Raw genomic sequence first — 25,874 nt, 5'->3', positions numbered from 1 at the left:
ACCGGCCGGGAAGCATCGTCGCTGGTGACACCGACGCTTCTGAAACATCTGTGCACTGAACCCTGGGCTCCCTCCCGCTAAGCTATAGCGATGGCGGATGACATGGACGGAGCGGATTCCGACCTAGTCGCGGGGGAGCGGCGCGTCGACCTGATGCACGCGCTGTCGTTCGTCTCCACCGAGTCCGGTCCCGACGGCGAATACATCGTGAACGGCGATCTGCCGCCCGAGGTGGCGCCGCCGTTCATCCGCGCCATCATGCGGGTGGAGGCGGAGTTGCTGCTGCACGACGCCGAGCTGGTCACGGTCGGTAACGAGGAGCCGCGCACCCCCGACGAACGCCGCACCGACGCGTTCGTCGCGCTGGTGCTGCGAATCGACGATCGCTCCTAGCCGAACCCGGCGGACCTTGCACTCGGCATCGTCGAGTGCTAGAAATGGCTTTGGCACTCTCGACATGTGAGTGCCAGGGTCGGGACGGTGAGACCGGGTTCCATCGACACCCTCGGTCGTCCGTCGCGGGCACCGAACCTGGCCAGCGTAAATGGGGCGATCCGACAAGCGGTCGTCCTGTGTGTCAGCCCCATTACATGTGGAGGATCTCAACGCAATGGCCAAGACAATTGCGTACGACGAAGAGGCCCGTCGCGGTCTCGAGCGGGGTCTGAACGCCCTCGCCGACGCTGTCAAGGTGACGCTGGGCCCCAAGGGTCGCAACGTTGTCCTGGAGAAGAAGTGGGGCGCCCCCACGATCACCAACGATGGTGTTTCCATCGCCAAGGAGATCGACCTGGAGGACCCGTACGAGAAGATCGGCGCCGAGCTGGTCAAGGAAGTCGCCAAGAAGACGGACGACGTCGCGGGCGACGGCACCACCACCGCCACCGTTCTCGCCCAGGCCCTGGTGCGTGAAGGTCTGCGCAACGTCGCGGCCGGCGCGAACCCGCTGGGTCTGAAGCGCGGCATCGAGAAGGCCGTCGAGGCCGTCACCGCCAAGCTGCTCGACACCGCCAAGGAGGTCGAGACCAAGGAGCAGATCGCCGCTACCGCCGGTATCTCGGCAGGCGACCCGTCCATCGGCGAGCTCATCGCCGAGGCCATGGACAAGGTCGGCAAAGAAGGCGTCATCACCGTCGAGGAGAGCAACACCTTCGGGCTGCAGCTCGAGCTCACCGAGGGCATGCGCTTCGACAAGGGCTACATCTCGGGTTACTTCGTGACCGACCCGGAGCGTCAGGAAGCGGTCCTCGAGGATCCGTACATCCTGCTCGTCGGCTCGAAGGTCTCGACCGTCAAAGATCTCCTGCCCCTGCTGGAGAAGGTCATCCAGGCCGGCAAGCCGCTGCTGATCATCGCCGAGGACGTCGAGGGCGAAGCCCTGTCGACCCTGGTCGTGAACAAGATCCGCGGCACCTTCAAGTCCGTCGCCGTCAAGGCGCCCGGCTTCGGCGACCGTCGCAAGGCCCAGCTCGCCGATATCGCCATCCTCACCGGTGGCGAGGTCATCAGCGAAGAGGTCGGCCTCTCCCTGGAGACCGCCGGTGTCGAGCTGCTCGGCCAGGCGCGCAAGGTCGTCGTGACCAAGGACGAGACCACCATCGTCGAGGGCGCGGGCGATCCCGAGGGCATCCAGGGCCGCGTGGCCCAGATCCGCACCGAGATCGAGAACTCGGATTCGGACTACGACCGTGAGAAGCTGCAGGAGCGTCTGGCCAAGCTGGCCGGCGGTGTCGCGGTGATCAAGGCCGGAGCCGCGACCGAGGTCGAGCTCAAGGAGCGCAAGCACCGCATCGAGGACGCCGTTCGCAACGCGAAGGCCGCCGTCGAAGAGGGCATCGTCGCCGGTGGCGGCGTGGCCCTGCTGCAGTCGGCTCCCGCGCTGGACGATCTGAAGCTCACCGGCGACGAGGCCACCGGTGCCAACATCGTGCGTGTCGCGCTGTCGGCCCCGCTCAAGCAGATCGCCTTCAACGCCGGTCTCGAGCCGGGCGTCGTCGCGGAGAAGGTCTCCAACCTTCCCGCGGGCCACGGCCTGAACGCCGACTCGGGCGTGTACGAGGATCTGCTGGCCGCCGGCGTTGCCGACCCGGTCAAGGTCACCCGGTCCGCGCTGCAGAACGCCGCGTCCATCGCCGCGCTGTTCCTCACCACCGAGGCCGTCGTGGCCGACAAGCCGGAGAAGGCCGCCGCTCCCGCGGGCGACCCGACCGGTGGCATGGGCGGCATGGACTTCTGAGTCCAGAGGCGCTGTAACACATTACGAACCGGAAGCCGGTCCACCCTCGGGTGGGCCGGCTTCCGGCGTTACGAATCGGTTCGGGACGGCGAACCGGTGCTGCCTGACCGGTTGATCGCTTCCGAACTCGGTACGATTCTGCTCGGCGTCGTCACCGGGCGCCGGAGCATCCTGGCAACATCCCCTGACCGGCGAAAAGAGGCCGCACGCCCATGCTCGAGCAAATCCGTACCGACGGTTACGCGCGTGTGCGGTTGAATTCGCGCGAAACAAGCCAGCTGGCACGGTTGTACAGCGAAGCGAATCACTTCTTCGCGGCGAGCTACGAGAGCAAATCACGGCACCGCACCGACCGGCTGACCAACGGTTACCGACCGCCCGGCGCGGCCTACAACAACGGCGACCCGGTCAACGAAGCCGATGTCAACGACTCCTTCCTGTACTGGAATTCCGAGCACGGAGCGCGAATTCCGAACCACGGCGACATCCCGGAATTCCTCGCGGCGCTCGAGCGATATCGCAGCGGCCCCGTCGTCCGGGTGATGAGAAATCTGCTGGACGAACTCGCCGAGTACTACGAGTACCCGAGGAAATTGCCGTTCCAAGAGGCCTCGGTGCTTCAGGTCAATTCGTTCGGCGAACTCAGTTCCAGGGAGCTGTTGCAGACCCCGCACGAGGACGGTGTCCTCGCGACCGTCATCTGGACGAGCGCACCGGGATTGGAAGCGGTCGGTGGTGACGCACCCGTCCCGCTGATCACCGCCCACGACGAGGTGCTCGTGATGCCGGGCGGCATCATGAGCGTCATGACCGGCGGCGACATCCTTCCGCTGTATCACCAGGCGCGCAATCACGCGCAGGCGAGCGTCGATCGCAAGTCGATCATGTATTTCAGCTGCCCGGATATCGACAAAGGTGATGTCGAGCCCTATATCGTCAACGACACCAATCGCGGAGTCGACGTTCGCGATGCCATCCGCGGTGCGACCGACGCGTTCGGTCTGGCCGCGGACTTCGTCTACGATCACTGACCGGTCATGCGGCTCGTGTGCGGAGGTCGGTGAAGTGGTCTCCCGAATTCAGCGGTAGTTGTTCACTCGCTGCTCCCGCAGATGCCGGGTGGCCTGACCGATCCAGGTGGCGAAGACATCGGTGAAGAGTTGGGCGGTGGCGGGGCGCAGGTCGAGGTGGGTCGGCGTGCGGAGTTCGAGGTAGCGTCCGTCGCCGGTGATGTCGTACCACTGCGCGGCCTGGTAGCGGTTGTGCCCGGCGTGGAAATCGCCGAGTCGGAGGATGGCCTGACCGCCGCCGTCGGTGGGACGGGCGGTGCGGCGGCGGAAGCGTTCACGGGGACTGCTGTGTGAATTGTCGAGCAGATATCCCGGCGGGGGTTTGAGGTCGTCGTGATGGAAGGATTCGGGGCCCTGCGTGCCCGGGGCGCAGCCGGGTAGTGATCCGGTGAGGGCGGCGGGAAGTTGTTCCGGCCGTAGCAGTTGGGCGGTGATGTCGCCGTATTCGTCGTGGATCGCCTCTTGGCGCAGGACAGCTGCGTAGTCGGCCGTGCGGGCGCCGACGACGCGGAACTGTCGCTGGGCCCCGCCGCCGACTTTGTGATCGGCTGTGCTGCCGATGATCTCGACCCGCATCTCGCATTTGGCGACCGTATGCATCAGCAGATCGATTCGCCTGCGCTCGTCCGCGCTGTAGCTCGCGCGGACGGCCCATCGGTGGTTCTCAAGTTCCTCGATGGTGGGAAACCGGCTGCGATAACGCAGCGGCGCGGGCATACGGTCGTTTCCTTCGTTGAACCAATTGGCGCCGAAGGTATCCGGATCCCAGGTCCAGGCCATGCGGGTGTAATCCATTCCAGTCGAGTCCGATCGCGTGTTTCGCCGTCGAGCCGGACCTATCCGCCGATGACTCCGCCCGGCGGCAGTACGCGCGGCTGCACGCCGAGCAGTTCGGTCTCACGGTCCTGGATCAGATAGTCCGGGATCTTGTGCTCGTCGTCGTCATCGCCTTTCCCACCGCGGTTACCCATGCCGCCCATACCCGGCATGCCGTTGCGTCCGCTGCCGGTGCCGGTCGATTTGCCGCTGCTCCCACCACTTCCGCCGCCGGTGCCCTTGGATGTCGGGGTAGCGGTGACGGATCTACCCGCACCCGGGGAGGTGCCGGACGGGCTGCCCGAACCGGGACTGCCCGAACCGGGCGTGCCTGTTCTCGGGGTACCGGTGGGGCTGTTGGTCTTCGGGACATTGGTGGTGGGGACGTTGGCGGCCGCCGGGTTCGTCCCGGCCGGGTTCGTTCCCGTCGGTGTGCCGGTGGTCGGGGTACCGGTCGTCGGGCTGCCCGTTGACGGGCTGTTACCGCTGGACTGCGGATTCGTCGACGGATCGTCGGAGTTCGGGTTCGCGGCGGCGGGGGTCGTGCCGGTCGGTGTGCCGGTCGTGGGGCTACCGGTGGTCGGGCTGCCCGTCGACGGGGTACCGCCACCGGGAGTGCTCGGATCGCCCGACGGGTTCGTCGGATCCTTGGGTTTCGGCAGTACCGGAATGCTCTGATCCGTCCGGGCGATCGGGTTTATGTATTTCTCCTGGACGACCTTGCGGGCGGCTTCCTCGGCGTCGGCTTCGGGATTGCCGTCGAACCAGTCACCCGGGTTCCACCAACTCTGCGGATCGCCGGAGTACGGCGTGAGGTCTCTCTTGGTGTTGTTCACCGCGGTGACCGCCTCGTCGACGCGGGTGCTGAGTTCCTTCAGCGCGGGCGTGAGGTTCAACGCGTCGGTGGCGTAGTCGGAGATCGACTGCCGTGCGGTGGTGGCCGCAGTGCCGCTCCAGGCCGATTCGCTGGAGCGTTTGATGCGGGCGGCGAAGATCTGCACGCTGTACTCCCAGCCCTCGGCGATCTTGGCGTAGTCCGCCTTCGACTCGGCGGCGGAGTCGGTGACCAGGGGGTCGAAGGTGTTCTTGAGCACGATGTGAGATTGGCTCGAAGCGTTGTCGGTGGCGCTTTGCGCGGCGATTTTCGACTGCTCGTATTGGAAGGTCATTTCTTCCCCTGAAAACCTTGCGGGAGGGTGGCCATCAGTTCGTTGTAGCGGGCGGCGAAGTCGGTGTCGGCCTGTAGATAGCGCTGCGCGATCTCTTTGTGCAGCTGCTGGATGCTGTCGATGATGGCGTAGTGTTGCTCGAGGATTGCGAAGACGTCGTTACCGTTGTCGGCGCCCTTGGCTTTGGTGCGAAAAGTACCAACCAGGATCTTGGCGGATCTGATCCACTCGGCGCTTTCCCCCAAACCCCACGTCTCACGCCCCGAGATACCCTCGGCGACAGCCTGAAGTTGCTGGATTTTCGTCTTCATCGCCTCGCAGTCGCGGTCGATGTAAACGAACTCCTCGGCATTGACATAGATGTTGTCGTTGAACGACATCGACAACTGGCCTGACCTGGCATTGTCGATCAACGCCTGCATCGGCTTCTCCGCCATATTTCGATTCCCTCCCCGACTTTACTGATTGACGAACTCTCACGCCCCAGGCGGTATCAACGGAACCACCTTCTCTGCCAGGGTCTGACCTATATCGCACGCAGTCAGATGTCCGGTTTTCCTGCGAGATTCGGGATTGACGATCCTGAATTCGAGGCTGCCGCCCTGCATATGGGCATTGAGCGTGCATGTTGTCTTGTCGGTCTGACTCTGAGCCTGAGTGGTCGCCAACACCGGCCGATCATTGATGGTCAACTCGCGCTCCCCAGCAAAGTGTTTGTCGCGCACCATGGCAAGGGTGAGATTGGTTGCACTGATTGTGGCTGAGTAGCCGTCGGACACTACCCATATGCAGCCGCGCCACTTGACTTTTCCTCTGGTCATTTCGTCTCTGCTTGTCGGGCTGTCATCCCGGTGTAGCCCCTCGGAGTCCAGTACAGACTGAGGAATGTCGGTGCAGGGCTTGAACCCATTCGGCACATCCTCGGCGATGGAATGCTCAGCAGCCGAGGAACTCGCCGGTCCTGCTGTGCCATCACTGGTTGTCCCGCATCCCGCCGCCGCCAGCACGCCCACCAGTAGCGCCGCGCAACTCACCGCTCGCATGGCCACCCCCACCTCCACGTCGGCCTCGATCGTTTCAGCGACTATATCCGATCCGTACCGTTAGCGACCCGAACGGTTCTTCCGTTTCATACGGCGGTCGGTCGCCGCCACATCCAGTTCCGAATCTGACCGTCCAGCCCAGCCGGAACCGTGCGGGGGAAGATCACGCGTCGTCCAGACCGAATGCGCGAGCGTAGATTTCGTCGATGACGGTGTTCTTCGACAGGTTGTACTCACCCGGCGATCCAGCGGTACTCGCGGCAAGTGCCTGTTTGACGGCCCGGTACCGATCGCGATCCTCGGGATGATCTCGAAGCCAGTCGCGAAAGATCATGTGACGGAGGTGTTCCGCCGCGTTCGGTCCGAAGACGTGCAGGTTGACGGCCGGGACGGCGCGGGTGAGCATGCGATGTCCGTGCCAGTGCGGTTCCCGCAGGACGAGCCGGTAGCCGACGTGTTCGAGGTCGGGTATGTAGGCGGGTTCGTCGCCGGAATCGGTGACGATGAGGTCGATGTCGATGATCGGCTTGGCGGCGAGGCCGGGAACGGCGGTGCTGCCGATGTGTTCGATCGTGCGGGCTCGGTCTGCCAGGGCGCGGCGGATCGTTTCGGCTTGTTCGTCGAATAGTGCCGGCCAGTGCGGGTCGTAGGGCACGAGGACGATGGGTTGTGGCGGCGGCGGACTTCCGTCGACCCAGGCGGCTCGCATCTGTTCCGGGGTACTTCGCAGCCTGCGGGTGATCTCCGGTGGATAGTGCATCGCATCTCCTGCTCGAGGGAAACGGTCGGTTCAGCCTTGCAGGACGAAGGCGACGAGGAATCCGGCGGCGGTGGCCATGCCCACCCACCAGCCGCCCTCACGGTAGGCCTCCGGCATGAGGGAGTCGGCGAGTACGGCGATGGTCGCGCCGCCCGCGAAGGCCTGCACGGTGCTGATCTGGGCGTCGGAGAGATTGTCGGACAGCGCGTTCCCGAGGACGGTCACGAATACCAGGATGAGTCCGGTCGTGGCCCAGAGGGCGAAGGAGCGGCGATGCGACAGGCCGTGGTTGTCGCGCATCAGGGCGGCGCCGCCGATGGCCTCGGGAACATTGCCGACCGCCACGGCGACCACGAGCACGAGTCCACCGCCGGTGCTGAGGGAGACGCCGAGTGCGGTGTTCTCGGGGATGCCGTCCAGGATCGTGCCGAGCATCAACGCCCAGCCGATGGCGGCGGGGCCGAGTCGGGTTTCGATGAGGTGGTTCGCGACGACGTAGACGCCCGCGCCGAGGAACAGTGCGAGACCGGCGACGAGCGCTCCGGTGCGGTGGAACGCGGGTTCGAACAGTTCCGAGGAGACGGCGGCGATCATGGTGCCCGCGCCGAATGCCATCAATGTCGCGAGCAGCTGTTTCGGCAGTGTCCAGCGCAATCCGACGGCGGCTCCCACGATGAGCGGGGCGGCCGTCGCCGATCCGTAGAGCAGCGCTTTCAGCATGCGCCACACATTAGGTCCTCACCCGTGCCCGCGGACGCCGGATCCGGTGCGACAGAGATCAGTCGAACGGCGTGACCCGCAGCCGTTCCGCGAGTTCGTTGAAGATGTAGAAATTCGGGATCGCCGCCACCGGTACCAGCGAATGCCAGCGACCGTCGACCTTGATCCTGACCAGTCCGCTACGCGCGTCGATCAGCTGGATCTGCTCCCAGGGGAAGGCCTGTCCCCGGAAGGTCAGGGCGTCCAGGTGCAGCGCGATATCGCCGAAGTGGACCGTCTCGCCCGCGTCGATGGCGGTGACCGAGGCGGGGAGCTGGGTGCCGGTGATGGCCGACTGGATCGTCCTGCCCCACTCCTGTCCGTCGGCGAACAGGACATCGTCGAAGACCGCGTGCGCGCCACCCGGTCCGGTCATCTCCAGCGAATACTCCGTCGGCGTTCCGCTCTGGAAGGTGATCACCTTCTGACGCACTTCCGCACTGTCCCACCGGAATCCCTGGACCTGCTCACCGGTCCGATATACGGTCATACCGAAATCGAATAGGTCCAGGCGGGCCGCCCGATTGCGGCGATTGTGGTTCCCGCGCCACAGCGCCAGCGCGCCGGGGACCAGCGCGACCAAGGCGGTGGCGATTCCGCCCGCGATCGCGCCGACGGTGATGCAGATGACGCCGAGCACGCCGAATCCGCCTGCCACGATGCCGAATCCGCGCAGCACGGGATCGCTCGCGGCGGGCGCGGCCAGAAATGTCTGACGGTGCGCACCGAGTCTCAAATATTCCGACATCAGGTGGACCAGCTGTGTCGGCGGGACCGTGCGTCGTTCTCCGGTCTCGCCCACGTCGTGCTCCGTCAAGTTCGGAGTGGCCAATAGTCCCTCCACAAGGCGGCTTTCAATCCGCGCGAAGCGTATGCCACCGGACCGCCGGTCGCTACCGCAGCACCCGGATTTCCTCCCGCGCGAACTTCGCGCGATTCGACGACGGCGCGGGAGGACCTTCGTCGCCGAGGCCGGTTCGGCGTAGTGGGGAACGTATTGTCGCTGGTCCGTGCGCTGCACACGCTCTGCGCCGAGTTCGGACGACTTTGCGAACCGCCGTGATTCCGGCGAAAGGCCGGTTACCGCCCGCGCGTGAAAATTCGTCTGCGAGTCGCCGCGTGGGACGAACGGGGCGGGGCGTGAGACGGCAACGCTTCCGCGATCGATCGCCCGTGAAATTCTCACGCCGACGCCGACGCCGACGCCGACGCCGACGCCGACGCCGACGCCGACGCCGACGCCGACGCCGACGCCGACGCCGACGCCGACGCCGACGCCGACGCCGACGCCGACGCCGACGCCGACGGCGCTGCTGCTGCTGCCGCCGCTGCCGCCGTTGCCGTTGCCGTTGCCGCCGTTGCCGTTGCCGTTGCCGCTGCCACCGCTGCTGCCGCTGCTGCTGCTGCCGTTGCCGCTGCTGCCGTTGCCGCTGTTGCTGCTGCCGTTGCCGCTGCTGCCGTTGCCGCTGTTGCTGCTGCCGTTGCCGCTGTTGCTGCTGCCACCGCCGCGCCGACGACGCCGACGTGCTACCGGTGTGGGAAGGCTTCGCGTGGGCCAGGTTGTCCGTCCGCAGCTGTCGACTCGCCGGTAGTGGCGCCGATATCAGCGCAACGTTGCGGTCAGCGAACCTGTCGTATCCGAAACCGTCGTCTCGGCCTGTCGGCGGATCGCGACGTCGCGGTGAGGCACGTACTGCGACGTCGTTGACCCCGGCAATCGCGCACCCGGCCACGCTCGGCCCGACCGAATTCTGCACATCCCGTAGGACGATTCGGCGGTATCGCTCGGGACGACCTGCGTGTTCTCCTCGACGCGAGGATTATCTCCACGCTGGTCGAAACCCTTGTCGTATCGCGCTGCGCCGACATAACTTTCGGCCACGCGGCCGATCAGGTGTGGGCGCGGCGGGGTTCGAGTCGGTGGTACGGAAGGGTTCGTGGGTGCGCAACGTCGAGCGGGTGGTTTTCGTATGGTGACGAAACGGTACGACCTCACGCCGACCACGCAGGCGCTGCCGTATCCGCCGAGTACGGTCTTCGACACGGACGGCAATTTCCTTGTCGTCGGCTGGATCCCGGCCTCCGCGCCCGACGGTTCGGTGCGCAGCGACTGGGGACGCGCCGTCGTCGGGGCCGACAGCCCGCTCCCCGAATTCGGGGAGCTCTCGCCGTATCGGGTGGTGCGTGAACTGCCGGAGCGGCTGTCCGACGACGATGCCGCGCTGGTGCTGCACACCCTGCCGGTTCCGCTGCCCGCCGACAACTATCCGGTGGTCCTCGCGCCCGACGCCGCCCCCGCCGCACCGCCGCGGCCGAGCTACCCGCTGCACAGCGTCCCGGTTCCGCATCTACGCGCACAGGACGGCTGGAAGATCACCGAGCCGATCACGCTCGCCGCGTGGCTCGCCGCCCGAGGCCGACTCGACGTCTCGGTGTCCGATGACGGGCGTCGCGGCGAGTTCCGTTTCGAATTCGACGGTTTGATCCCGAATTCGCTGTACACGGTGATGGCGTGGCGGGCCTGGGACCGTGATCCCGACGCGCCGAGCCGCCCCGGACCGCTCGGTGTGCCGAACACCTTCGTCACCGATTCCGACGGTGCCGCCACCTATCGAGCCGACCTGCCGAACCCGTTCCCGGATCCGGCACTGCCGGACTCGAACCGCGTGGTCGGCGTGGTCGTGCTCTGGCACAGTTATCAGCGCAGTTACGGCGGCGCGGTCGGACAGCTCGGCTTCGGCGGCGATATCCACGCCCAGCTCACCGTGCCGTCACCGGTGTTCGACGAATTCCGCACGCATCCCTAGCCGTCCGGTGGCACGGTGCCCGACCAGCGCGGCTGTCCGGGAGTCGCCACGGCACCATCGCGGTCGCCACTGGGTAGCCTGCCTGCATGATGCATCTACCCGCAGTCGGTTTCGCGCTGGTAGCGGCGCTGTGCGTGGCGATGAGCGCGGTTTCCCGGCAGCGTGAGGCGGCGCGGCTGCCCGAGGGGCAGTTGGGTCGGTTCGGCGTGATCGGCAGTCTGGTGCGACGGCCGAACTGGTGGCTGGGCACGGCGGTGGGTGCGGGCGGGTACGTCTTCCAGGCGCTGGCGCTCGGGCGCGGTTCGGTGCTGCTCGTGCAGTCGCTGCTGGTGACCTCGCTGCTGTTCGCGCTGCCGTTGGCCGCCGCGTTCGCCGGGCGTTCGGTGCGGCGCGCGGAGTGGATATGGGCAGGGGCGCTCGTCTTCTCGATCGTGGTCTTCGTGGTGGTCGGCGATCCCAGGCAGGGCAAACAGCATGTCGCCCCGTCGCATTGGGCGGTGACCGCGGCGATCGGGATACCGCTGCTGCTGATCTGTCTGTTCGCGGCGCGCGGCGGTTCCGGCCACCGCAGGGCGCTGCTGCTCGGGTTGGCCTCGGGAACGATGTTCGCGGTGGCGGCGGTGCTGACCAAGAGCACGGTGGCGCTGATCGGTGACGGCGCGGCCGAGTTGTTCACCTCGCCGGTTCCGTACGCGCTGGTGGTGGTGGGCCTGACGGCTGTCACCCTGCAGCAGAACGCCTATCACGCGGGCGACCTCCAGGCCTCGCTGCCCGCCGCGACGGTGGCCGAGCCCGTGCTCGCGGCGACCCTCGGGGTGCTGCTGCTCGACGAATACCTGGATATCGATCGCGACCACCTCGTCGCGTTGGTGATCGCGCTCGCGACCATGGTGGCGGCGACGCTCGCCCTGGCGCGCTCGGCCGCGGCGGAACCGGGCCCCGCCGACGCCCTGCCCGCCACGTGACCTGCCGGAACTGGTGAACCGGTCGCGCCGGGGGCGGGGCGCGCGCACCCGTGGTGACCACGTGGCGGGACGCGGTGGTGCGTCCGGCGCATCGGGGCCGGATCCGGTCGGAGTCCGCCTGCGAATTTTCCACGCCCAACCACCGTAGGGTGCGCAATGGTGCGATTTCGGCTATCAGTCGGTGAATTCCTCAGGCGCAGTACTGATCTTGGCAATGGTGCAGTAAAAGGCCATTTTCGTCAGTCGATTTCGAGCCTGATCCGGTCTGATTCCACCCTCGGCGTCTGCTCGGCAATCCGATAGGCAACTCTTGGCTAACGTTGCGGCGGTTCGGCGTCGAAGCGAAGGCACCGATACATGACGAGGGCATCGCGCGCTTCGGTATTGTCTGCCTCAATGTCACAGGATGCGAATACGGGACGAATGTATGCCGGGCAACCCGTAGAGGACCGGCAACGTCAGCGGCGTGCGCGTTTTCTGGAATCGGGCCTCACGGTCTTCGCACGCGACGGCTACGCCAACAGTTCGGTGGGCGCCATCTGTAAGGACGCCGGGCTCTCCTCGCGCCAGTTCTACGAGGAGTTCACCGGGCGCGAATCACTCCTACTCGAACTATACGAACAGATCGACAAGGAATCGCGCGAGGCGGTCACCGTCGCGTTGGAGAAGAAGGCCGACGCGACGTCGCTCGAACTCATCGACGCCGCGGTGCGGGCCTATGTCACATCCATCGGAGCCGATCCGCGTAAAGCGCGGGTCGCTCTCGTCGAAGTGGTCGGCGCCGGACCCAAGGTGGAGAAGTTCCGGCTGGAACTGCGAAGAGTCTGGGGCTCGCTGCTGGCCAGTGCCGCCGAGGACGCGGCGATGCACGGCGAGATCCCCACCGGCGATTACGAGATGCGGGTGCTCGCGGTGATCGGCGCGGTCAACTACGTCGTCGACTCGTGGAGCGGTTCGGATCCGCGCCCGCCGTTGGACGAGATGATCTCGGTGCTCAGCCGGGTGATCATGGGTGCGGTCGGCGCCTGATCGGATCGGCGCGCGGTAGCGTGACGCCGCATGGAGACTGTTCCGATCCAGGTGCCGGACGGCAGCACGATCCCGGTGCGGTTACTGCCCGCGGGGGGTGCGCACCGTCATCCGGTGACGCCGGACGCGCCACGGCCGGTGGTCGTCGTCGTGCCCGGCCTCGGTGTCCCCGGCGCGTACTACGAGACCTTCGGCCGCCATCTCGCCAACCGCGGTTTCGACGTCGCGATCGGGGAATTGCGCGGTAACGGCGACAGCAGGCCGAAGCCGAATCCGTCCAGCGCCTACGGCTACCACGAACTGGTCTCGGTCGATTTCCCGGCGATATTCGAGGTGGTGCGCGCCCGGTTCCCGTCGAGCACCCCGTACCTGCTCGGACACAGCATGGGCGGTCAACTGGCCGTCATGTACGCCTCGCGGATCCGAGGCAGGCTCGGCGGGCTCGTGCTCATCGCCTCGGGGACACCGTATTACCGGGGCTACCCGGGTGTCTTCGGGCCGGGGATGCTCGTCGGCACCACGGCGGCGGCGCTGACGGCCAACCTCGCGGGTTTCTGGCCGGGCGATCGAATCACGGTGGGCGGCTTCGGTCCTCAGTCCAAGGTGCTGATCTCGGATTGGGCGCGGCTGGCCCGCACCGGCCGCTTCGTCCCGGTCGGCGCGGATATGGACTACGAGGAGCGGATCGCGCGCCTGAAACTGCCCGTCCTGTCCATCACCATGACCGGTGACGATCTGACACCGCCGCGCTCGGCCGAACACCTGCTGGCGAAACTGCCGAACGCGGAGATCAGCACCTGGCACCAGCCGCAGCGGCTCGGCCACAACGGCTGGATACCCGACCCGGATTCCACCGTCGACCGGATCGAGAAGTGGTTGCGCGACCGCTGAGCACAGCGGCCGCGCGGGCCGTTCAGGCCGTTGGGTCGGTGGCACCGCCTCCGGTCAGTTGCTGGGTGAAGAACTCGTAGATCAGGCCCGCCTGGAAAGCAGACTGCTTGTTGTCCGCCGCGCCGCCGTGGCCGCCCTCGATATTCTCGTGGTACCAGACGGTATGGCCCAGTTCCTCCAGCAGCGCGGTCATCTTGCGGGCATGGCCGGGATGCACGCGATCGTCGCGGGTGGAGGTGGTGATCAGGATCGGCGGGTATTTCGCGTCGCCGCGAACGTTCTGGTACGGCGAGTATTCGGCGATGTACTTCCATTCCTCCGGCTTGTCGGGATCGCCGTATTCGGCCACCCACGACGCCCCCGCGAGCAGCAGGTGGTAGCGCTTCATGTCCAGCAGCGGCACCTGGCAGACGATCGCGCCGAACAGGTGCGGATAGCGGGTCAGCATGACACCCATGAGCAGTCCGCCGTTACTGCCGCCGACCGCGCCGAGTTGCTCGGGGGTGGTGATTCCTCGGGTGACCAGATCCGCGGCGATCGAGGAGAAATCCTCGTACACCTTGTGCCGGTTGGCCTTCTGCACCGAGGTGTGCCACTGCGGGCCGTATTCGCCGCCACCGCGGATATTGGTCGTCACCCAGGTGCCGCCGCGTTCGAGCCAGCCCATACCGGACGCGCCGCTGTAGGCGGGCGTGCGCGAGACCTCGAAGCCGCCGTAGCCGGACATGATCGTCGGACCCGGCGTGCCGCGCAGATCCCGGTGCCGGATCACGAAGTACGGCACCATCGTTCCGTCGTCGGAGCGGGCGAAGAACTGCTCGGTCTCGATCCCGGACGCGTCGAAGAAGCCTGGTTCCTGTTTGAGCAGCCGGGTCTCGCCACCGACGGCACTGGAGAGCAGCGTCGCCGGATTGGTGAATCCGCTTGTGGTGAGCATGAATTCGTCGCCGCTCTCGAGCGGATCGAGATTCATCACGCTGGTGGTCGCCATCGGCGGGGTGTCGGCCAGCGGCTCGCGCAGCCAGCCGTCGGCGGACGGGGTCACGACATAGAGTTTGGTCTGCACATCCTCGAGGGTGATGAGCATCAGATGATTCTCGGTCCAGCCGTAGCCGTGCAGCGAGGTATGCGCGTCCGGGGTGAAGACGATGTCGAAATCCCTTTCACCGGAGAGGAATCGCTCGAAATCGGTGGCGAGCAGCGCGCCCGCGGGGTAGGTCCGGTCGGCGATCTCCCACGGCGATTTCAGCCGGATCAGCAGCCAGTCCTTGTACCAGGATTCGCTCGCGTCGGTCGGGATGTCGAGCAGGCGCAGCGTGCCGTCCTCCTCGACGAGATAGACCTCCTCGTTGAAGAAATCGGTGGCGCGCCCGACGTAGTGCCGCTCGTAACCCGGCGTCCTGTCGTATCCGGCCGACACCGCGACATCGCCCGGTTCGCCCTCGAAAATCGTTTCCGCCGAATCCAATGCGGTCCCGCGACGCCAGCGCTTGGCGATCCGGGGGTAACCGGAGTCGGTCAGCGATCCCGGTCCGAAATCGGTGCCGACATACACCGAATCGATATCGATCCAACGTAGTTCCGATTTGGCCTCCGGTAGTTCGAAACCGCCGTCCGCCTTGTCGATGAACGCGAGCCGTTCCATATCGAATTCCCGGACCACCTTGGCGTCGGCCCCGCCCCGCGACAGGCTGATGAGCGCACGCGACTGCTCGGGCCGCAACACCGCGGCGCCGCCCCACACCCAGTTCTCCGACTCGGCCTCCGCGAGCGCGTCCACGTCGATGAGGACATCCCACCGCGGCGACCGCTTCGCGTACTCCTCGAAGGAGGTGCGCCGCCACAGACCGCGCGGATGGTCGGCGTCGCGCCAGAAGTTGTAGAGCCAACGCCCGCGCCGGGCCGGGTACGCGATCTTGGTATCGGTGTCGAGCATGTCCAGGATCCGGCGTTCCAGTTCGCCGAACCGGTCCGATCCGGCGAACTGCGTCACCACCACCTCGTTGTGCGCGCGCGCCCAGTCGAGGGCACGCTCGTCGGTCACCTGTTCCAGCCAGAGGTACGGGTCGGTCGCATTCGGCTCTGTCATGTCGACATTCTGGCCGAGAGTCGACACGGACGCGGTGCCGGTGCTCCGTAGGATCGGATTTCCGATCCGATCGAACAGGAGCCGACCGTGCCCGCATTCCTGTGGGAACAGCATTGCTGCCTACCGATGTCGCTCTCGGCACGGATCGCCGATCTCGCGCGTTATCCGGCGGGTTCGTATCTGTCGGTGAATGTGGGATACGCCCCGCAAACCACCGCCGACGCGTTGTCGATGGTGCGCCTCTTCCGCGCGGAAGCGCTCGTCGACGACCGCTTCCGGCTGGTGCGCCGCCATTCCGATATCGCCGAATCCGCCGGTGCGCTGGCGCTGGCTTTCGACCTGGAGGATTCCGGTCCGCTGGGCGGAAATCTCGACAATGTGGCGATGTTCTACGAACTCGGCGTGCGCTCGCTCGCCGCCACCTACAACCACGCCAACGCGGCGGGTTGCGGTTGTCTCGACACCGACGACACCGGGCTGACCGGCTACGGCCGCGACCTGGTCCGCACCCTCAACGACGTCGGCATGTTCGTGGACGGATCGCACTGTTCGCGGCACAGCGGCCTGGATATGGCCGAACTCACCACCGTGCCGATGATCTACAGCCATTCGAATTTCGCCGCGTTGTGGCCGCACCCCCGCAATATCACCGACGAACAGGCGCTGGCCTGCGCGCGGACCGGCGGTGTGATCGGGATCAACGGCGTCGGGATATTTCTCGGCCACAATGCCGAATCCGACCGGGCGGCCCGGGTCGCGGCGATGGCGCGGCATATCGAATACGGCGCTGACCTGGTGGGAATCGACCATATCGGGATCGGGTCGGACTACTCGTTCGACGCCGACGACTTCAATGCCGAGATCAGGGCCAACCCGCAGAATTTCTCCGAGGACTACACCCGGTTCGGCCCGCTGCAATGGGTGCCGCCCGAGGATCTGCTCGGCACGGGCGGCGTGCCCGGCCTGGACGAACTGCTGGCCGAACGCGGATTCGACGCGGCCGACCGGGCGAAGGTCTTCGGCGGGAATTTCTCCCGGGTGGCCGCGCGGGTGTGGCGCGACTGAGCGGTACGCGCCGCGCGTGCTCACCATTGCGGGGGCACGCTCGGTGAAGTTCATGTGACGGAGTTAGGCTCGTTGTCGTGACTTCCCACTACGATGTCGTCGTTCTCGGTGCTGGTCCCGGCGGTTACGTCGCCGCGATCCGCGCCGCTCAACTCGGCCTGCGAACAGCGATTGTCGAGCAGAAATACTGGGGCGGTGTGTGCCTGAACGTGGGCTGCATCCCGTCGAAGGCGCTGCTCCGCAACGCCGAGCTGGCCCATATCTTCACCAAGGAGGCCAAGACCTTCGGTATCTCCGGTGAGGCGAGTTTCGACTTCGGCGTCGCGTTCGACCGCAGCCGCAAGGTCGCGGACGGCCGCGTCAAGGGCGTCCACTTCCTGATGAAGAAGAACAAGATCGAGGAGTTCGACGGGAAGGGCACCTTCACCGACGCGAACACGATCTCGGTCGAGCTCAGCAAGGGCGGCACCGAGACCATCACGTTCGACAACGTGATCATCGCGACCGGCACCGTCACCAAACTGCTGCCCGGCACCTCACTCAGCGCCAACGTGGTGACCTACGAGGAGCAGATCCTCACCCGCGACCTGCCCGGCTCGATCCTCATCGTGGGCGCTGGCGCGATCGGCATGGAGTTCGCCTACGTCCTGAAGAACTACGGCGTCGACGTGCGCATCGTGGAATTCCTCGACCGGGCGCTGCCGAACGAGGACGTCGACGTCTCCAAGGAGATCACCAAGCAGTACAAGAAGCTCGGTGTCACCATCACCACCGGTGCGGCCGTGCAGTCGATCGACGACGACGGCTCGAAGGTCACCGTCGCGATCAAGGACAACAAGTCCGGCAATGTCGAGACCGTCACCGTCGACAAGGTGTTGCAGGCCGTCGGCTTCGCGCCGCGGGTCGAGGGCTACGGCCTGGAGAACACCGGCGTCGCGCTGACCGACCGCGGCGCCATCGCGATCGACGACAATATGCGCACCAATGTGGGCAATATCTACGCGATCGGTGACGTCACCGCCAAGCTCCAGCTCGCGCACGTCGCGGAGGCCCAGGGCGTCGTCGCCGCGGAAACCATCGCCGGCGCTCCCACCGTCACCCTCGGCGACTACCGGATGATGCCGCGCGCCACCTTCTGTCAGCCGCAGGTCGCCAGCTTCGGACTCACCGAAGCGCAGGCCCGCGACGAGGGCTACGACGTGAACGTCGCGACGTTCCCGTTCACCGCCAACGGCAAGGCGCACGGCCTCGGCGACCCGACCGGTTTCGTCAAGCTGATCTCCGACAACAAGTACGGCGAACTGCTCGGCGGCCACCTCATCGGCCCGGACGTCTCCGAGCTGCTGCCCGAGCTGACCCTGGCCCAGAAGTGGGATCTCACGGTCAACGAGCTGACCCGAAACGTGCACACCCACCCGACGCTGAGCGAAGCCCTCCAGGAGGCGATCCACGGCCTCGCCGGGCACATGATCAACTTCTGATCGCGGCTCCGCCCGAACGGCGGTATCCGGTCCACCGACCGGGTGCCGCCGTTCGTCTGTTCCCGTCGGTCGCGCGCCGTCGGACTGCTAGACACGAGGGATGTCTCGAAAGCGGATGATGATCGGCGTCGCGCTCGCGCTCGTCGTCCTGGTGGCGACGGCGTTCGGCGGCTATTCGCTGATGAATTCGCGCACCTGGCAGGCGGCGGGCCGTCTGGTCGATCGGGTCGACACGACCGAGAAGGTGGTGGCGCTGACCCTCGACGACGGCCCGTCCGCGAAAACTCCCGAGGTGCTGAAAGCGCTGTCGGATGCCGGAATTCCGGCCACCTTCTATCTCAACGGCCGCGATCTCGCCGCGCGCCCCGACGCGGGCCGTGCCATCGCCGAGGCGGGCCACGAGATCGGCAACCACACCTACAACCATCGCCGGATGGTCTTCGTCTCGGCCGACACCGTCCGCGCCGAGATCGAGGACACCGACGCGGAGATCGCGAGAACCGGCTACCCGGGCCAGGTGACCTTCCGTCCGCCGTACGGCAAGAAACTGTGGGGCCTGCCGAGATATCTGTCCGACCACGACCGGACGACCGTGATGTGGGATGTGGAGCCGGATTCCGGCAAGGAGGCGAGCACCGAGGAGATCGTCGCCGAAACCGTCGCGAACGTCCGGCCCGGCTCGATCATCCTGTTGCACGTCATGTACGAGTCCGGCGCAGCCGCCCTGGCCGCTGTTCCCCGGATCGTCGCCGAACTACGGTCGGCGGGTTATCGGTTCGTCACGGTGTCGGATCTGTTGACACGCTGAGCGCGCCGGCCCGTCACCGAGAGTTGCGTGTTCGTAGCCGGATCCGTTCGTGCGCCGGTGATCTCCGGCCTTCCCGGCACCGTGGCGACGGGCGGTTTCGCAATGTTCACTCGGCCGACCGGAATCGCGTTTGAGGTCGGTTCGCAGCGGGTAAAGCATGTCTGATCAGTGTAGTTATCGCGTCGCTGACGTTTCCGGCACCGTCTGTCCGTCGCTGAAAAGCCGTGCGGCAGGGCGCTGTCCGGTCCGCTGAGCAGCGGAAACCGGACGTGAAAAATTCGGTCCGCACCGATTTACGGACAGTAGCCATCCGTCTGCTCGACCGTGCCGAATACGGAGTGGTTGTGCCTTTCGGCACGAAATCCACTGCCCGCGGCGCGATCGGCCGTACGCGATGCGCGGGCGCACTCAGGACGTCCGGACCGTTGTCCGGGCGACACATCGAATTCCAGGAAAGAGGACGAAGAATGGGTCTGCTCAGTGGTCTGCTGGATCTGGTCGGCAACGTCGTGTCCAGCCTCGCGGGTGTGATCACCGGCCTCGGCGGCGCGCTGTTCTGATCTTCGCGCTTCGCGGCGAACGAACCCGCGATCCGAACTGACGCGTGCCCGCCTCGATCCATCCCCGTGATGGCGACCGAGGCGGGCATCGCGGTGAAAGGAATCGACAATGCTGTTGAGCGTGGTGGGTCAGATCGTCGGCACGGTACTGGATCTCCTGATCGGACTTCTCGTTCCGTAGCGCGCGCCCGTCCCGGCCGTCGGTCGTTCGGCGGATCTCGCATCCGCACCTCGCATGATCGCCGCCTCTCGTGAATGCCGTTGCTCGTGCACGCCGTCGAACTCGGAGGTACGGATGAAGTCCGCCCCTTGGCCGGTGACGCGGTCCGCGCGCGCCCTCGTTCTCGCGGTGACCGTGACGATCGCGATCGGATATCCCGCGACAGCGGCCGGTGACGACGGTCTCGCGGCGGTGTCCGGTCCCGACTGTCCCGGATTCTTCGTACTCGGCGTGCAGGGGACCGGCCAGTCGTCGCCGGACTCGCCCCTCGCCGTGGATTCCGGTCTGCTGGCCACGGTGCTGGCGCCGCTCGCGCGGTTGGGCGACGGCCGCGTGGCCGGGCGGGCCTACGTTCCGTACTCGGCCGGATTCGGCGGCGCGTTCCCCGGCACTTCGACGACCTATTCCGATTCGGCGAACGAAGGCCTGCGGCAGTTGCGGGCGATGGCCGAGTCCGTCGTCGACCGCTGCCCCGGATCCCAGCTCGGCTTGATCGGCTATTCGCAAGGCGCGCACGTGGTTTCGATGTTCGCGAGTGAAGTCGGCCGAGGCGCGAGCGCGGTGCCCGCCGACCGTGTCGCCGCGGTCGCGCTGCTGGCCGACCCGACCCGCGCTCCCGGAGCCGCGATAATCCCCGGTCTGCCGGACGGCGGTCGCCCCGCGCCCGCGCCGGGAACGACTGGCGCGGAACTGAATACCCTCCCGGCCTTCTCCCAGCGGTCGGTGACCGGCGGCGGTATCGGCCCCGTGCGCGATATCGCCGAGGATTTCGGCGGCCTCACCGGCCGGGTGGCATCGCTGTGCCTGCCGGGAGATCTCGCCTGCGACGCGCCTGCGGGCGCCCCGCTGCTGCACATGATCGTCGACATTCTCGGACAGGCCGAACTCCTGCCGTCGGATCCGGTCGCCGCGCTGACCTCGATCTCGGACGCGCTCGCGGGCACCGTCGCCAGAACAGCGACCGCCGTGGTGAACCACGACCTGCGTGGCTATTCGCTCGGAACGCTGTCGCTGACACCCGAGGCTCCGCTCAGTGTCCGGCTCGCCGAGGCCGCCGACCCGCGTGCCGACGACGACGCCCAAGCGCGGCAGGCGCTGCTGAAACTGGGTACGAGCGCGCTCAACACCCTGGTCGCGATCATCGGCGTCGCGTTCACCCCGGCCGAGGTCGCCGGGATCGCGACGGCCCCCGATCCGCTCACCGGGCTGGAACGCGCCACCACCGCGCTCGTCACCGCCGCCCGTCGTCCGTTGCCGCGCCGCACGGCCTTCAACCTGATCGCCAAAACCTTCAACGCGCTCGGCCACCTGAGCGTCGACAACGCCGAGTTGCTCGATCCCCTCACCTGGCTGCGGTACACGGACACGGTCCGTCGCCACGGGGAATACTCGATCGCGAGCTATGCCGCCGACGGGCAGTCGGCCACCGGACTCGTCCTGGACTGGTTCACCGCCGTCGCGGAGGACCTCGCCGTCAATCGGGTTCCGGAGATCCCGCCGTCCGAAATACTTTCGCCCACCGCCGTTTCGCCCGTTCCGGCGATCGCGTCGGCATCCGAGGTTTTACTGCCGCCGGCGGCCGAGACGGTGGTCGCCGCCGATCCGCGACTTCGGTCCTCGTTCGTCACCGCGCCGACGCGCACCGCGACCACCATCTCCCTGCTCGGATTCCTGCTGGTGCTGAGCGTCGCCGTGCTCGTCGCCCGCCGAATCCGGGTTCCCTCGCCGAACCGCCACGGGATTTCTCGGCGGCCCGGCGCTCGGGAACGCGAAGGGTGAGGCTCAGAACATGCCGTAGGCATTGGTCGGGGTGAGACGGGCCAGAACGCGGCGGTCATCGACCATGGCTCTGCGGTAGTCGGGCCAGTCGGGATGTTCGCCGGAGGCCTGACGGTAATAGGCGACCAGTTCGTCGACGGCGGGGTCGTCGGGTGATTCGGCGACCGGGGTGAGTTCCACGGTGCCCTCCACGACGGCGTAGGCGAAGAAATCCTCGCGGGTGACGTGGATCGCCGCCCACGGGTCGCGGCGCAGATTGTGATACTTGGCGCGATCGGCGGTGATGGATATCCGGATGATGCCGTCGTCGCCGATGATGTGCAGCACATTGGAGAGCTGTGGGCGACCGTTGCGGCGGATGGTCGTCAGCACCGAGCGGTTGGTGGCGCCTGCGAAATCGAGGGCGGTCGAAAGTTCCATACCCTGTGCAACCGCGCACCGCCGAGCCGCCTTCCCACGCCCGCGCAGGCCCGGTCAGTCGCGGCGGTAGGACGCCTGAGCCTGGTGAATCGTGGGCATATTCGCCTCGATCAAGTGGATCAGCGTCTCCAGATGCTCGGCGACCTGGGCGCCGAGTTCGGTCAGGGTGTACTCGACCTTCGGCGGAATGGTCTCGTGCACTTCGCGGTGCACCATGCCGTCGCGTTCCAGCGCCTGGAGGGTCTGGGAGAGCATGCGTTCGCTCACGCCGTCCACCCGTCGGCGCAGTGCGCTGAACCGGATGGGGCCCGCGCGCAGCGCGACAAGGGCCAGGGTGCCCCAGCGTCCGGCCACATTCTGCAATACCGGGCGTGACGTGCAGTTCTTGACGAAGACATCGGCCTCCAGCGTGGGGTCGACGCTCTCGGCCGCCGCACCGAACTGGGAGTCCATGCCTCGATGTTAACCGACTTGACCCGGGGGATTGCAGAATGCATAGTGCTTACTAATAGTTAGTACTTGTCAGTTTGACATCAGTCGGAGGTAACGATGACCATCGCCGTGACCGGAGCCAGCGGACATCTGGGACGACTCGTCGTGGAGGCGCTGCTGCGCGACGGAGTGACCCCCGTGGCGATCGTGCGCGATCCGGACAAGATCGCCGATCTCGCCGAGCGGGGCGTCGATGTGCGTCGCGCCGATTACGCCGATCCCCGAGCGCTGGACGACGCCCTGACCGGCGTCGACAGGCTGCTGCTGATCTCGGGCAACGAATTCGGCGCGCGGGTCGCCCAGCACACCGATGTCATTCGCGCCGCCGAACGCGCGGGCGTCCGATTGCTCGCCTACACCAGCATTCCGAAGGCCGACGACAATCCGCTGATCCTGGCGCAGGAGCATCGGGGGACCGAGGCGGTCCTGGCCGAATCGACCGTCCCGCACACACTTCTGCGCAACGGCTGGTACTGGGAGAACTACCTCGGCGGACTCGCGCACACGGTCGAGACCGGTGTGCTGCACGGTGCGGCGGGCACCGGCCGAGTCGCGGCCGCTTCGCGCGCCGACTACGCCGAGGCGGCGGCCCGGGTACTCACCACCGACGGCCACGCGGGCGCGGTATACGAACTCGGTGGCGACGAACCGCTCACCTATGACCAACTGGCAGAATTAATTTCGCGGGTATCCGGCACATCGGTGCGCTACGAGAACCTGCCGACGGCCGACTATGCCACCGCGTTGAGCGCCGCGGGCCTGCCCGACCGGTACGCCGAGGCGCTCGCCGACGCCGACGCCGGAGTCGCCGCCGGACTGCTCGACGTCGACCCGGGCGACCTGCGCAAACTCATCGGCCGATCCTCGACGCCCGCCGCCGAGGTCTTCCGCGCCGCGCTCGCCTGATTCGAACGGTCGAGGAAACCCGTCGCCCTACACCCCGTCGCCCTACACCCCGTCGCCCTACACCCCGTCGCCCTACACCCCGTCGCCCTACACCCCGTCGCGCTGGATGCGCAGCGCGGTGATGGTGGATGCCAGGCCCTCGTACTGATTGGCGAGCAGCACGATTTCGATGAGGCGGCGCTCGTCGTAATAGGCGGCGAGTTCGGACCACGCGGCGTCGTCGATATCGCGGGTGGTGACGATCCGGTCGACGGCGGTGAGCAGGGCGCGGTGCGCGGGTGACCATTCCGGTGCGTCGGGGCCGGTCCGCAATCGTTCCAGGATGTCGTGGGTGACCCCGGCGCGCCTGCCGAGGCGGATGTGATGATCGGTCTCGTAATCGCATCGGCGCAGGTGGGCCACCCGCAGGATGACGAGTTCGGATTCGTGTCGGGTCAACCGCCCGCCCGGCATGAGTTTGCCCGAATAGTGCAGCCAGCCGCGGAAGAGGCCGCCGGTGCGGCCGAGGGTGCTGAACAGGTGTGCGTCGGCGGTGCCCGCGGCACGGGAAAGCACCTGCCAGACAACCCAGTTGATCGGTCCGAGTTCGCGGAGCCGTCCGGGCGAGATACGTGGTTGCGACGTCGAAACCATGCGTGCGCCTTCCCGTCCTGCGCGGCCGATGCCGCGCGAATAGAGATTCGGGTCCGGCGATACCGCCGGACCGGGCTGTCTGTGAGCGTAGCGAACCGGCCTTTTCGATCTTCCGGTGGTTTTCGGGCGGCCGGGGATGCATCATCAGTAGCGGTTCGGTGCACCGCGCTCACACAGACGGCTCCGTGCCGTGGTCCGGATCAGGTGGGCAGGGGAACGCGATGCTGGTGAAGGTCAGGCAGGGAGCCGAGCTCTCCGGCGCCGAAAAGGAATTCGTCGACTGCCTGAAGTCGTTCCCCATCACCTGCCTCGCGGCCGTCGACCTGCACGTCGGTGCGAACGGCACCCGCAGGATCGATGCGGTGCTGTTCACGCCGCGCGGCATCACGGTGGTCGCGGTCAAGGGTTTCCAGCGTCGTCAGGGCGGCATCTTCACCATCGTCGACGGTGCGTGGAAGATCAGCGAGGCGCCGATCGAACTGGACGACCCGAGCGGCACCGGCCCGTCCGACCAGCTCGAACAGGCCGTCTACGCCGTGCGCAAGAAACTGGAGCGCGCGCTGCTCGATCCGGGGCACGTCTGCGGTGTCGTGGCACTCGTTCCGCCGCGCGGTGTGGTGGTCCGGCCCGCGCGCACCAATCTGCGCCCCGGACTCGACGTGGTCGTCGCGAATGTGCCCGACGCCACCGAACTGCGGATCTACATCGAGGGTTTCTCGGCGGCGGCCCGCGATTGGACCGCCGACCGGGTGGGCGCGGCGGTACGGGCGCTCGGCACGGAGAACGGGCCGTCGCGCGCGGAACTCATCGCCGACGGGTTCGCCGCCAACGCGCCGTCCGTCCGCGCTACCGCGCTACCGCACACTCGGCCCCCCAAACCCAGGCCGGCGCCCAGGCGGTCCAGCGCGCCGCAGTCGGTGGGCGCCTGGGTGATCGTCGCCGTCGCGGTGGTGGGCGTGCTCGCGGTTTTGGGTGTGGTGGTGAGCGCGTGGGTGCACGACACCGAGGGCCCGGAATCGGCGGTCGAACAGACCTCGACGGTCGAGCCGAGCCCCCCGGCGCGTACCCCGAGGAATTGCATGCCGTTCCAGGCCGACTGCTGACCGGTTCCGGCCGGACGCGCCGCCTGCGCGTTCAGTCCCGCATGGCCTGACCGAGTTTGGTGAGCCGCATCGCCTGCTGGGCCCGCGCGAGCACGTGGGTCCGTGACGAATCGATATGCGCGATGAGTGTGCGCAACGCGGTGCTCGGATCACCCGAGAGCAATTGCTCGGCGACGGAGATGTGCTCGGCGGCCATGATCGCGATGCGCTCCGGCGTCGGCAGATCGAGGGTGCGCAGCGGCCGCACCCGGACGTAGACCGCGGTCAGAGCCTCGGCGAGTGCGGTATTGCCCGCCGCGGACAGCAGGGTGAGATGGAACTGCTCGTCGGCGGCGACCAGCGCGGGCCCCGGTTCCGGTGGGGCGTCGCGCAATTCACGCCACCGCTCGAGTTCGGCGCGTACCGAGGTGAGATCGTGCGCCGGGGAATTCGGTTCGGCGGTCGGGATCGCCGAAGCGGAAGATCCGCTCACGGTGTCGAGAATCCGTTGAATTCCCCGTTGTTCCAGCACGATTCGCAACTCGTAGAGATTGTCGAGTTCTTCCAGACGTGGACGGTACGGGTAGAGGCCGTCGGCGTGGCGCTCGACCAGACCATCGGCCTGCAACCTGGCCAGCGCCTCGCGCACCGGAGTGCGCGAGACACCGTAGGTTTCGGCCAGACGTTCTTCACCGAGCCGTTCGGTCGCGACGATCGCTCCCACGGCGAGATCGTGACGTAGCGAGTGATACACCCGCTCGCTCAACGGAACCCGCCCCTTGCGAGGCATGGCG

At 66.8% G+C, this 25,874-nt stretch carries 26 protein-coding genes; 14 read left to right on the top strand and 12 right to left on the bottom strand.

The genetic code is table 11. The annotated features are described in order from the left end of the window. The first annotated feature begins 90 nt into the window (after nucleotides 1–90). From DAT37_RS34140 to DAT37_RS34130, 3 genes are all read left to right on the top strand, one after another. The gene (locus DAT37_RS34140; RefSeq protein ID WP_109528980.1) at nucleotides 91–393 is read left to right on the top strand and encodes a hypothetical protein; all 303 of its coding nucleotides are present in this window, start codon (nucleotides 91–93) and stop codon (nucleotides 391–393) included. A 217-nt stretch (nucleotides 394–610) separates the two neighbouring features. Further along, complete coding sequence (gene groL, locus DAT37_RS34135) at nucleotides 611–2,236, top strand: chaperonin GroEL (protein ID WP_109529158.1); 1,626 nt, start codon at nucleotides 611–613, stop codon at nucleotides 2,234–2,236. A 212-nt stretch (nucleotides 2,237–2,448) separates the two neighbouring features. Further along, nucleotides 2,449–3,267 carry a hypothetical protein gene (locus DAT37_RS34130; protein WP_109528979.1) on the top strand — a complete coding sequence of 273 codons (819 nt, stop codon included), beginning with the start codon at nucleotides 2,449–2,451 and terminating at the stop codon, nucleotides 3,265–3,267. Between the two features lie 48 nt (nucleotides 3,268–3,315). On the opposite strand, the gene DAT37_RS34125 is transcribed toward DAT37_RS34130, so the two are convergent. From DAT37_RS34125 to DAT37_RS34095, 7 genes are all read right to left on the bottom strand, one after another. Next, a complete protein-coding gene (locus DAT37_RS34125) occupies nucleotides 3,316–4,086 on the bottom strand; it encodes an ESX secretion-associated protein EspG (protein WP_109529157.1) in 771 nt (256 codons plus the stop codon). Between the two features lie 56 nt (nucleotides 4,087–4,142). Next, the gene (locus DAT37_RS34120; RefSeq protein ID WP_157978833.1) at nucleotides 4,143–5,216 is read right to left on the bottom strand and encodes a hypothetical protein; all 1,074 of its coding nucleotides are present in this window, start codon (nucleotides 5,214–5,216) and stop codon (nucleotides 4,143–4,145) included. A gap of 71 nt (nucleotides 5,217–5,287) precedes the next feature. Next, on the bottom strand, nucleotides 5,288–5,728 hold the full coding sequence (locus tag DAT37_RS34115) for a hypothetical protein (protein ID WP_109528977.1): 441 nt from the start codon (nucleotides 5,726–5,728) through the stop codon (nucleotides 5,288–5,290). A 39-nt stretch (nucleotides 5,729–5,767) separates the two neighbouring features. Next, entirely contained in the window at nucleotides 5,768–6,334 is a 567-nt protein-coding gene (locus DAT37_RS34110; protein ID WP_157978832.1) for a DUF3558 domain-containing protein, read from the bottom strand. A gap of 163 nt (nucleotides 6,335–6,497) precedes the next feature. Beyond that, nucleotides 6,498–7,094 carry a GrpB family protein gene (locus DAT37_RS34105; RefSeq protein ID WP_109528975.1) on the bottom strand — a complete coding sequence of 199 codons (597 nt, stop codon included), beginning with the start codon at nucleotides 7,092–7,094 and terminating at the stop codon, nucleotides 6,498–6,500. Nucleotides 7,095–7,124: 30 nt separating this feature from the next. After that, a complete protein-coding gene (locus tag DAT37_RS34100; RefSeq protein WP_109529156.1) occupies nucleotides 7,125–7,814 on the bottom strand; it encodes a ZIP family metal transporter in 690 nt (229 codons plus the stop codon). A 58-nt stretch (nucleotides 7,815–7,872) separates the two neighbouring features. Further along, nucleotides 7,873–8,655 (bottom strand): DUF6585 family protein, encoded by a 783-nt coding sequence (locus tag DAT37_RS34095; RefSeq protein ID WP_232840167.1) that lies wholly within the window; start codon nucleotides 8,653–8,655, stop codon nucleotides 7,873–7,875. A gap of 535 nt (nucleotides 8,656–9,190) precedes the next feature. Here DAT37_RS34095 and DAT37_RS34090 point away from each other — a divergent pair. From DAT37_RS34090 to DAT37_RS34070, 5 genes are all read left to right on the top strand, one after another. Then, nucleotides 9,191–9,445 (top strand): hypothetical protein, encoded by a 255-nt coding sequence (locus DAT37_RS34090; protein WP_109528973.1) that lies wholly within the window; start codon nucleotides 9,191–9,193, stop codon nucleotides 9,443–9,445. A 378-nt stretch (nucleotides 9,446–9,823) separates the two neighbouring features. Then, on the top strand, nucleotides 9,824–10,660 hold the full coding sequence (locus tag DAT37_RS34085; protein ID WP_109528972.1) for a hypothetical protein: 837 nt from the start codon (nucleotides 9,824–9,826) through the stop codon (nucleotides 10,658–10,660). 86 nt (nucleotides 10,661–10,746) lie between these two features. Next, nucleotides 10,747–11,625: a DMT family transporter gene (locus tag DAT37_RS34080; protein WP_109528971.1), complete on the top strand. Its 879-nt coding sequence runs from the start codon at nucleotides 10,747–10,749 to the stop codon at nucleotides 11,623–11,625. 396 nt (nucleotides 11,626–12,021) lie between these two features. Next, nucleotides 12,022–12,654, top strand: coding sequence for a TetR/AcrR family transcriptional regulator (locus DAT37_RS34075; RefSeq protein WP_232840166.1), 633 nt, complete (start codon nucleotides 12,022–12,024; stop codon nucleotides 12,652–12,654). A gap of 30 nt (nucleotides 12,655–12,684) precedes the next feature. Then, nucleotides 12,685–13,545, top strand: a complete 861-nt coding sequence (locus DAT37_RS34070; protein WP_109528970.1) for an alpha/beta fold hydrolase — start codon at nucleotides 12,685–12,687, stop codon at nucleotides 13,543–13,545. 22 nt (nucleotides 13,546–13,567) lie between these two features. Here the strand turns inward: DAT37_RS34070 and DAT37_RS34065 are convergent, their stop codons facing one another. Beyond that, nucleotides 13,568–15,634 carry a prolyl oligopeptidase family serine peptidase gene (locus tag DAT37_RS34065; RefSeq protein WP_109529154.1) on the bottom strand — a complete coding sequence of 689 codons (2,067 nt, stop codon included), beginning with the start codon at nucleotides 15,632–15,634 and terminating at the stop codon, nucleotides 13,568–13,570. An 87-nt stretch (nucleotides 15,635–15,721) separates the two neighbouring features. Here DAT37_RS34065 and DAT37_RS34060 point away from each other — a divergent pair, with 87 nt between their 5' ends. From DAT37_RS34060 to DAT37_RS34045, 4 genes are all read left to right on the top strand, one after another. Then, a complete protein-coding gene (locus tag DAT37_RS34060; protein ID WP_232840165.1) occupies nucleotides 15,722–16,699 on the top strand; it encodes a dipeptidase in 978 nt (325 codons plus the stop codon). A 77-nt stretch (nucleotides 16,700–16,776) separates the two neighbouring features. Further along, nucleotides 16,777–18,180 (top strand): dihydrolipoyl dehydrogenase, encoded by a 1,404-nt coding sequence (lpdA, locus tag DAT37_RS34055; protein WP_109528968.1) that lies wholly within the window; start codon nucleotides 16,777–16,779, stop codon nucleotides 18,178–18,180. A gap of 100 nt (nucleotides 18,181–18,280) precedes the next feature. Further along, nucleotides 18,281–18,988 (top strand): polysaccharide deacetylase family protein, encoded by a 708-nt coding sequence (locus tag DAT37_RS34050; protein ID WP_109528967.1) that lies wholly within the window; start codon nucleotides 18,281–18,283, stop codon nucleotides 18,986–18,988. Between the two features lie 855 nt (nucleotides 18,989–19,843). After that, nucleotides 19,844–21,547, top strand: coding sequence for a cutinase family protein (locus DAT37_RS34045; protein WP_157978831.1), 1,704 nt, complete (start codon nucleotides 19,844–19,846; stop codon nucleotides 21,545–21,547). A 3-nt stretch (nucleotides 21,548–21,550) separates the two neighbouring features. On the opposite strand, the gene DAT37_RS34040 is transcribed toward DAT37_RS34045, so the two are convergent. Together DAT37_RS34040 and DAT37_RS34035 are read right to left on the bottom strand one after the other, a co-directional pair. Further along, on the bottom strand, nucleotides 21,551–21,967 hold the full coding sequence (locus DAT37_RS34040; RefSeq protein ID WP_109528965.1) for a PPOX class F420-dependent oxidoreductase: 417 nt from the start codon (nucleotides 21,965–21,967) through the stop codon (nucleotides 21,551–21,553). Between the two features lie 54 nt (nucleotides 21,968–22,021). Beyond that, complete coding sequence (locus tag DAT37_RS34035) at nucleotides 22,022–22,420, bottom strand: winged helix-turn-helix transcriptional regulator (protein ID WP_109528964.1); 399 nt, start codon at nucleotides 22,418–22,420, stop codon at nucleotides 22,022–22,024. Between the two features lie 96 nt (nucleotides 22,421–22,516). Here DAT37_RS34035 and DAT37_RS34030 point away from each other — a divergent pair, with 96 nt between their 5' ends. Continuing rightward, nucleotides 22,517–23,365: an SDR family oxidoreductase gene (locus tag DAT37_RS34030; protein ID WP_109528963.1), complete on the top strand. Its 849-nt coding sequence runs from the start codon at nucleotides 22,517–22,519 to the stop codon at nucleotides 23,363–23,365. A gap of 87 nt (nucleotides 23,366–23,452) precedes the next feature. Here DAT37_RS34030 and DAT37_RS34025 read toward each other — a convergent pair whose 3' ends face one another. Beyond that, nucleotides 23,453–23,998, bottom strand: a complete 546-nt coding sequence (locus tag DAT37_RS34025; RefSeq protein ID WP_109528962.1) for a carboxymuconolactone decarboxylase family protein — start codon at nucleotides 23,996–23,998, stop codon at nucleotides 23,453–23,455. A gap of 221 nt (nucleotides 23,999–24,219) precedes the next feature. Between DAT37_RS34025 and DAT37_RS34020 the strand changes: the two genes are divergently transcribed. Next, entirely contained in the window at nucleotides 24,220–25,101 is an 882-nt protein-coding gene (locus tag DAT37_RS34020; RefSeq protein ID WP_109528961.1) for a nuclease-related domain-containing protein, read from the top strand. A gap of 31 nt (nucleotides 25,102–25,132) precedes the next feature. On the opposite strand, the gene DAT37_RS34015 is transcribed toward DAT37_RS34020, so the two are convergent. Further along, nucleotides 25,133–25,870, bottom strand: coding sequence for a GntR family transcriptional regulator (locus tag DAT37_RS34015; RefSeq protein ID WP_109528960.1), 738 nt, complete (start codon nucleotides 25,868–25,870; stop codon nucleotides 25,133–25,135). Nucleotides 25,871–25,874: the final 4 nt, after the last annotated feature.

The sequence above is a fragment of the Nocardia aurea genome, from assembly GCF_003123685.1.
Lineage (GTDB): Bacteria > Actinomycetota > Actinomycetes > Mycobacteriales > Mycobacteriaceae > Nocardia > Nocardia aurea.
Note: the sequence above shows the minus strand (reverse complement) of the source record. Positions and strands in the feature narration are given on the sequence as shown.

Excerpts from the sequence above, each read along its gene's own strand:
- DAT37_RS34140 (WP_109528980.1), top strand. The coding sequence starts at position 91 with ATGGCGGATGACATGGACGGAGCGGATTCCGACCTAGTCGCGGGGGAG.
- groL (WP_109529158.1), top strand. The coding sequence starts at position 611 with ATGGCCAAGACAATTGCGTACGACGAAGAGGCCCGTCGCGGTCTCGAG.
- DAT37_RS34130 (WP_109528979.1), top strand. The coding sequence starts at position 2,449 with ATGCTCGAGCAAATCCGTACCGACGGTTACGCGCGTGTGCGGTTGAAT.
- DAT37_RS34125 (WP_109529157.1), bottom strand. The coding sequence starts at position 4,086 with ATGGCCTGGACCTGGGATCCGGATACCTTCGGCGCCAATTGGTTCAAC.
- DAT37_RS34115 (WP_109528977.1), bottom strand. The coding sequence starts at position 5,728 with ATGGCGGAGAAGCCGATGCAGGCGTTGATCGACAATGCCAGGTCAGGC.
- DAT37_RS34110 (WP_157978832.1), bottom strand. The coding sequence starts at position 6,334 with ATGCGAGCGGTGAGTTGCGCGGCGCTACTGGTGGGCGTGCTGGCGGCG.
- DAT37_RS34105 (WP_109528975.1), bottom strand. The coding sequence starts at position 7,094 with ATGCACTATCCACCGGAGATCACCCGCAGGCTGCGAAGTACCCCGGAA.
- DAT37_RS34100 (WP_109529156.1), bottom strand. The coding sequence starts at position 7,814 with ATGCTGAAAGCGCTGCTCTACGGATCGGCGACGGCCGCCCCGCTCATC.
- DAT37_RS34085 (WP_109528972.1), top strand. The coding sequence starts at position 9,824 with ATGGTGACGAAACGGTACGACCTCACGCCGACCACGCAGGCGCTGCCG.
- DAT37_RS34080 (WP_109528971.1), top strand. The coding sequence starts at position 10,747 with ATGATGCATCTACCCGCAGTCGGTTTCGCGCTGGTAGCGGCGCTGTGC.
- DAT37_RS34075 (WP_232840166.1), top strand. The coding sequence starts at position 12,022 with ATGTCACAGGATGCGAATACGGGACGAATGTATGCCGGGCAACCCGTA.
- DAT37_RS34070 (WP_109528970.1), top strand. The coding sequence starts at position 12,685 with ATGGAGACTGTTCCGATCCAGGTGCCGGACGGCAGCACGATCCCGGTG.
- DAT37_RS34065 (WP_109529154.1), bottom strand. The coding sequence starts at position 15,634 with ATGACAGAGCCGAATGCGACCGACCCGTACCTCTGGCTGGAACAGGTG.
- DAT37_RS34050 (WP_109528967.1), top strand. The coding sequence starts at position 18,281 with ATGTCTCGAAAGCGGATGATGATCGGCGTCGCGCTCGCGCTCGTCGTC.
- DAT37_RS34045 (WP_157978831.1), top strand. The coding sequence starts at position 19,844 with ATGAAGTCCGCCCCTTGGCCGGTGACGCGGTCCGCGCGCGCCCTCGTT.
- DAT37_RS34040 (WP_109528965.1), bottom strand. The coding sequence starts at position 21,967 with ATGGAACTTTCGACCGCCCTCGATTTCGCAGGCGCCACCAACCGCTCG.
- DAT37_RS34035 (WP_109528964.1), bottom strand. The coding sequence starts at position 22,420 with ATGGACTCCCAGTTCGGTGCGGCGGCCGAGAGCGTCGACCCCACGCTG.
- DAT37_RS34030 (WP_109528963.1), top strand. The coding sequence starts at position 22,517 with ATGACCATCGCCGTGACCGGAGCCAGCGGACATCTGGGACGACTCGTC.
- DAT37_RS34025 (WP_109528962.1), bottom strand. The coding sequence starts at position 23,998 with ATGGTTTCGACGTCGCAACCACGTATCTCGCCCGGACGGCTCCGCGAA.
- DAT37_RS34020 (WP_109528961.1), top strand. The coding sequence starts at position 24,220 with ATGCTGGTGAAGGTCAGGCAGGGAGCCGAGCTCTCCGGCGCCGAAAAG.
- DAT37_RS34015 (WP_109528960.1), bottom strand. The coding sequence starts at position 25,870 with ATGCCTCGCAAGGGGCGGGTTCCGTTGAGCGAGCGGGTGTATCACTCG.